This is a genomic window from Persicitalea sp., assembly GCF_041751555.1.
Classification (GTDB): domain Bacteria; phylum Bacteroidota; class Bacteroidia; order Cytophagales; family Spirosomataceae; genus Persicitalea.
On record NZ_JBGSXF010000299.1, the window covers coordinates 1 to 5653 of the forward strand.

7 protein-coding genes and 1 pseudogene are annotated in these 5653 nt (G+C 47.4%); 3 read left to right on the forward strand and 5 right to left on the reverse strand.

The annotated features are described in order from the left end of the window. The 5 genes and pseudogenes from ACEW8P_RS10465 to ACEW8P_RS10485 form a co-directional block, all read right to left on the reverse strand. A pseudogene (locus ACEW8P_RS10465) lies at window positions 1-332 on the reverse strand (sorbosone dehydrogenase); the annotation flags it as partial. A 421-nt stretch (window positions 333-753) separates the two neighbouring features. Next, window positions 754-1302, reverse strand: a complete 549-nt coding sequence (locus ACEW8P_RS10470; RefSeq protein ID WP_373513029.1) for a CIA30 family protein — start codon at window positions 1300-1302, stop codon at window positions 754-756. A gap of 337 nt (window positions 1303-1639) precedes the next feature. Then, window positions 1640-2755, reverse strand: coding sequence for an FG-GAP repeat domain-containing protein (locus ACEW8P_RS10475; protein ID WP_373513030.1), 1116 nt, complete (start codon window positions 2753-2755; stop codon window positions 1640-1642). A 70-nt stretch (window positions 2756-2825) separates the two neighbouring features. Then, window positions 2826-3455, reverse strand: coding sequence for an NADPH-dependent F420 reductase (locus tag ACEW8P_RS10480; protein ID WP_373513031.1), 630 nt, complete (start codon window positions 3453-3455; stop codon window positions 2826-2828). Window positions 3456-3527: 72 nt separating this feature from the next. After that, window positions 3528-3725, reverse strand: coding sequence for a hypothetical protein (locus ACEW8P_RS10485; protein ID WP_373513032.1), 198 nt, complete (start codon window positions 3723-3725; stop codon window positions 3528-3530). Between the two features lie 482 nt (window positions 3726-4207). Between ACEW8P_RS10485 and ACEW8P_RS10490 the strand changes: the two genes are divergently transcribed. The 3 genes from ACEW8P_RS10490 to ACEW8P_RS10500 all read left to right on the forward strand — a co-directional run. Further along, window positions 4208-4783, forward strand: a complete 576-nt coding sequence (locus tag ACEW8P_RS10490) for a porin family protein (protein ID WP_373513033.1) — start codon at window positions 4208-4210, stop codon at window positions 4781-4783. A 309-nt stretch (window positions 4784-5092) separates the two neighbouring features. Further along, window positions 5093-5464, forward strand: a complete 372-nt coding sequence (locus ACEW8P_RS10495; protein ID WP_373513034.1) for a YkvA family protein — start codon at window positions 5093-5095, stop codon at window positions 5462-5464. Next, on the forward strand, window positions 5461-5653 hold a 193-nt coding region (locus tag ACEW8P_RS10500; RefSeq protein ID WP_373513035.1), incomplete at its 3' end, for a hypothetical protein. The genes ACEW8P_RS10495 and ACEW8P_RS10500, both read left to right, overlap by 4 nt.

The window sequence follows — 5653 nt, forward strand, 5'->3', positions numbered from 1 at the left end:
ACCCCCGTTCCTTTGAAGTCGCCGAATCCCGTTTTTTCGTCCATCACGCCATCGCCGTTCGTGTCCCGGAGTCGGTAGGTACCTTTTCCGTCCTTTGGTTTTGACAGCCGCAAGAATACATCACCGCCTTTGGATACCGCCATGTGCCGGGCACCGTCCAGTTCCTCGGCAAATACGGTGGCCGTAAATCCTGTCGGGACTGTGATCCCCGCTGCTATTTTGGGAGAATCTGTTGGGGCAGAGAACGGTGAAAAAGAGACTGTGAATGCTCCGAGGGTACTGAGGCCCGCAATGGCTGCCGCCCCGAAGACAACGCGTTTGATGATTTGCATCTAGAGTACGAAATATGAGAATTGAAGACTTCTTTTAAAGGAAGGAAAATGGGCTTTTATACTTATAGAGAAGACCGCCCGGAGGACTACCGGATAGTCGTCACCGGGTGGCCGGTCCGCCGGTGCGGCTCCTCTCGGCTAAGAGCCAAGCGACTGCGGAGGATACAACAAAAATTAAAGTGCGGCTCTCGGAGAGTAATATTGGAAACTGCTTCCAAATCGGGTCTGTACAATGAAGGCGAGGGGCTACACCGTGGTCTGTGAGAAAACTATTTTATCCAGAACTTCGGGATGGGGCCGTCCCAGACGGCCTTTTATTATGAGTTCGGAGTGTTCGAATAACACCCCGAACAACGATCGCTTAGAACAGCTGACCAAGTTCTGAACCACTTTTAGCTAACGTTTTTTTGATCTGGCTAGCTTAGTTAACCCCTATGGATTCTATCAATAGCTCGAAGGTTTCCTCCTTTTTGTTACCGATCAACAATTGCATTTCAACGACATTTTCACCTGAATAATTAGGTACTTCCACTGGTTCACCGCGGTACGTAGCCTCCATCGCATCAAACGGAATAGAGATAGTTTCCCATTGATCGCCACCTTTAGTAGGAAAAGTAAAACCGTAAGAATGACGCCCTTTTGGTGTTCTAACCCGGAAGTTATACGCTTTGCCATCCCCTTTCAACCGCAATAGAAAGGCCTCCGATTTTTCAGCGATTACGTAAGGGTCCTTTTCTACGGTTTGGTGGATCGAACAAAACCCACCATTATTCTCTAATGAAACGCGACCGGAGAAATGCGCATAATTATTATCTGTCATCTTGAGCTGGCTATCGGAGCGGCCACCCATAACGACATCATCCTGTACGCGCCATTTGCCTTTGCCTTGTTTAGAGAAGCTGTAAAGTATCACCCCGGACGAGTCTGATTTCGCATCATTATTATCAACACTTTTATTTTGAGTGGACATACAAGAAGTTATTAAGATTGAGAAAATTAGTACCATTCGCATACGGTAATAAATTCATTTGATCCTTAATTGTTCAAATTCTCTGAGGATTTTCAATACAAAAGGATACAATCCCAACAGGTTCAAAGTAGCCCTTCGTTTAATCAGACGAAATTTATGCGGTGACTTTCAGGGAGTCTCAGACCGCTCCGGTAGTTCCAGCCTCCTTTGATCAAACTCTACCCGAACAGACGTCAAAAAAATACTCCAGGGTGAGGGCGGCGACGGGTTGCCTTCGAATGTATATCATGAGCCTGGGTAACGGCAAGTAGTAAGGAGGCGCATTACTACCCGGTGATCAGCGTTTCTTCGGAGCGTTGAAATAGTACCTATTCATTTCGTCCGAGTTGCTTTCTATTACATCCAGTCGGTTGTCGTTGTTCAGATCCGCCAGGATAATATCGTAGGTATCAAATGCTTCATTACCGAGGTCGATTTTCTCCCAGACTTTTCCGGCATCCATATTCAAAAATACCTGGTTAGGTTCTTCCGAGTTGGCAATCGCCACGTCGATGGTTCCGTTTCCATCCAAATCACCCACATCGAGGGCATAGGAGTTGCCCGCCGAAGCATCGAAGGTACTTTGGCGGGAATAGTCCGATTTGCCATCGCCAAAATACACGACATTCGGCTGCCCGATGTTGGCCGTGACGATGTCCGGGAATCCATCGTTATCCATGTCGACTACCGCCACCGAGCGCGTTTCGTCCTTGCCCGTCCCGAACGGAATTCGCTTGGTGAAGACTAAGTGACCGTCGTTCAGGTAGATGTAGTTTTGCTGTTCGTCCCGGTTGGCAAGTACCAGGTCCGGGTACTTGTCGCCGTTCATGTCGGCGACATCGACGTCGATTGTGGAATCGTCGCTGGAACCAAATAGTACTACCTCAGAGAAATGGCCCCGCCCGTCATTGAGGCATATTTCGTTTTCCTTTCCCCGATTGGTAATCAGGATGTCGATGTCGCCATCCGCGTCGATGTCGGCCGTTTTTAGGTTTCGGGTAGGCGCGTAGGGGTGGCCGAAAGTACCCGTCCGGGTGAAAGTACCCGAGCCGTCGTTGAGGTACAAGGCATTGGGTGCCATGTCGTTCCCTACAGCTATGTCCAGGTCACCGTCTCCGTCGAAGTCGGCCAGTTCGGTAGCGTAGCTTGTTTCACTCAGCACGTCTAGTGGCCTCGAAACTGTGAATACACCGCGTCCGTCGTTGTAAAAAACCTGATTCTGCTGGGGCCAATGCCGACCGTTCGCCACCACCGCATCCTGGTCGCCGTCGCCATCAATGTCCCCGATGCTGATCGAGGCCGACTTTTCCTTTTGTACGCCAAGCACCATCCGGGAATTGGATATAAACCTGATTTCCTGAGCGGAGGTAGTTGAGGCCAGGAGCAGAAAGGAGAGGAGAAATGGGTAGTTCATGGCAAGAAATTAATAGGCGGCTATGCTTCAGGTAGCTGATGCAGACTCTTCCAAAATTTTTGCATCAAGACTATCCGATCAACTTACGCATTTCTGCCTCCGAGATTTGCAGGGTGTATAGCTTCTCATCGGGCTGCATGATCTTCGTTTTTGATAAATCACCCACGTACACGCCGACAAAACCAATGCTTTGGAAAATCGACTCGATGACTGATTTTCCTTTTTGACCGGAAGCCGCAAACGGAATTGCTAGGGGGGCCTTCTCATCAAATGCTCTCGTTTCAAGCGTTTTGGCGTAAATGGTATTGAACGCTTTTACGATCTCCGCACCAGAAAAATAACTGGCCGTCCACTCGCTTTCGAGTAGCCCTTTTTCCTGCATTTCCTGGCCGGGTTGCGCCCCATCCCGACCAGGATAGTAGTTGTTGGCGTCGATGATGATCTTGCTCGCCGGGTCTTTCATCTTTTTGGCTACTTCGGGTGTCTTGCCAAACGGATAAGCCAGCAAAAGTACCTCGCCAAATTCCGCCGCTTCTTCGACTGTACCGACCTGTGCGTTATTTCCGGCCGCGTCGGCCAGTGATCGCAGTTGCTCAGGGTTCCGCGAACTGAACATGACCGAATGCCCGGCTTTGGCGAAGTGCTTACCAAGTGCGCCACCGATGTTACCGGAGCCGATGATTCCTATTTTGTTGGGCATGAGGGGGGGGGGATTTATGTTGTTGTAGATGAGAAATATTGAAATGGGGCCGTCACAGACGGCTGTTAATGTTTAGTTCGGAGTGTCCGAAGAATACTCCGAACAACGGGTGTGATACTGGATAGTCGTCACTCGGCGGGAGCCGAGCGACTGCGGTGTGGCGGTAGGGACGCTGTCTTTGGTTGAAATGATGGTAACGAGACTGAAACGCTGCATGAAACCCACGGTCTCATCCCGGTTGTTCATGGCATTTGTGGCAGGAATATACATTATTTTGTCGGAAAAGGGGCTGGTTTAAGTAAATGCTTTTGCTCGTGATCGCGGCTGCGCGCCCCGGGCTACGCGCCCCGGACTGCACGAGGTGAAGCAACGTCTATTGGAAATTGGGGTTAGCAGAGAAATAAGGATATGTAGTCATAATGATACAATTTCACTTTCCCTTTCCACGATTTGTATATTATTTTCCACTGTTCCGTGTCCACAGGGAACCCTAAAATCGACTAAAAAAGGCTACGAATGGTACTTTTTACTGCCTCTTTATTCAGTAGGGAGTCAACAATTCAAATTAAATCATTGAATATTATTTTAATCATTGAATATTATTTTATCGTAAATAACTGCATTAAACGTCGGTAAGCTGCATGGGAATATAGTCGGTATGCTCCCGTTTGGGGTGGCATGCAATTTATGCGAATAGTACTTTAATCCATTTAAGATGAAACTCTAATTGTAAACCACTAAAATTTAGTATCATGAAAAAAATCCTGATTCTTTCGCTCCTCGCTTTTTCATTTAGTAATCTGCAAGCCCAGGCACCGTCATTTGGTCTAAAGGTCGGATCTAACTTTTCTAATCTTGAGGTAAAAGACGGTAATAGTTTGGATTACATCAACGGTATCCATTTGGGAGGCCTGGCGCACTTGCACTTATCAAAGCAATGGGCGCTTCAACCGGAGGTAATCTTTTCCGGCCAGGGGGGCTCGCTTACGTCGGGCTCATTGACCAACAAATTTGTCCTGAATTATATCAATGTCCCCGTTCTGTTCCAGTACATGTTTGATAACGGGTTTCGTTTACAGGCAGGTCCGCAGTTAGGTTTCCTGCTAAGCGCAAAGAATAAAGCAAACAATCTGGAGGCTGATTTGAAAAATGATTATAAGTCCACGGATGTGTCTTTTCCAATAGGCTTGGGCTACCTGTTCGATTCTGGCTTGGGGATCGATGGCAGATGGGTTCCAGGTATCAGCCAAATAAACAAAACAGGGAATGCAACCACCAATAATGTCTTCCAGTTAGGATTGTTTTACCAGTTTCACAACCATAAATAAAGCAGACAAAAAAGCTTAAAACAAAGAAGGCTCGTGAGTGACTCACGGGCCTTCTTTGTTTATAATCACTTTAATTCTCCTTCTCCGTAGTCCTAATCCGTGGTCTGTAAGGAAACTATTCTATCCAGAACTTTGGTGTAGGGCCTTTACAGTCGGCCGTTTATTTTGAGTTCGAAGTGTCCGAAGAGTACTCCGAACCACGGGGTTAAAACATTGAAGGTGCTTTTATAGCTGTAAAGCGGACCATAGACCGACATGCGAGGTAATCTTTACTTTTTCGACCGAATAGAACACAACAAACCGAAAACCATGTTGACAAAAATCAAAGAATGGGCTGGCGAATTGAAGCGAAAGCTGATTGTAATACACCTGGCCTATCAGGATGACCGGACGCCCTGGTACGCCAAAGCCCTAATCATGCTTATTTTGGCCTATGCCCTCAGTCCCATGGATCTGATCCCCGATTTCATTCCCGTACTTGGTCTATTAGATGACTTGATCCTGCTGCCAATCGCCATCTATTTCGCCGTAAGGCTCATTCCGAATCAAGTTCTGAGCGACGCTACCGAAAAAGCGCTTACCTACGAATGGTCAAAGGACCGGAATTTGTTCGGCCTGGTTATTATTTCGCTGATTTGGCTTCTTGCGGCCTGGCTAGTCTATACTTACTTCTCCTCATGATAAAAAATTATCTAGCCAGTCTTAAAAGCGCGCTCCTGTTCAAGGTTGATATTGACCCCATGACTTTATCGCCAATTCTTTTACGTTGTTCAAGTCATCAATTGTTGCTTGCTTATATTCCATATTCTCGTGGAATTACTCTTGTCAGTGATGGGCACTACAAACGCGAAGTGATGCAACCCCAATTTC

Excerpts from the sequence above, each read along its gene's own strand:
- ACEW8P_RS10480 (WP_373513031.1), bottom strand. The coding sequence starts at position 3,455 with ATGCCCAACAAAATAGGAATCATCGGCTCCGGTAACATCGGTGGCGCA.
- ACEW8P_RS10475 (WP_373513030.1), bottom strand. The coding sequence starts at position 2,755 with ATGAACTACCCATTTCTCCTCTCCTTTCTGCTCCTGGCCTCAACTACC.
- ACEW8P_RS10470 (WP_373513029.1), bottom strand. The coding sequence starts at position 1,302 with ATGTCCACTCAAAATAAAAGTGTTGATAATAATGATGCGAAATCAGAC.
- ACEW8P_RS10495 (WP_373513034.1), top strand. The coding sequence starts at position 5,093 with ATGTTGACAAAAATCAAAGAATGGGCTGGCGAATTGAAGCGAAAGCTG.
- ACEW8P_RS10485 (WP_373513032.1), bottom strand. The coding sequence starts at position 3,725 with ATGTATATTCCTGCCACAAATGCCATGAACAACCGGGATGAGACCGTG.
- ACEW8P_RS10490 (WP_373513033.1), top strand. The coding sequence starts at position 4,208 with ATGAAAAAAATCCTGATTCTTTCGCTCCTCGCTTTTTCATTTAGTAAT.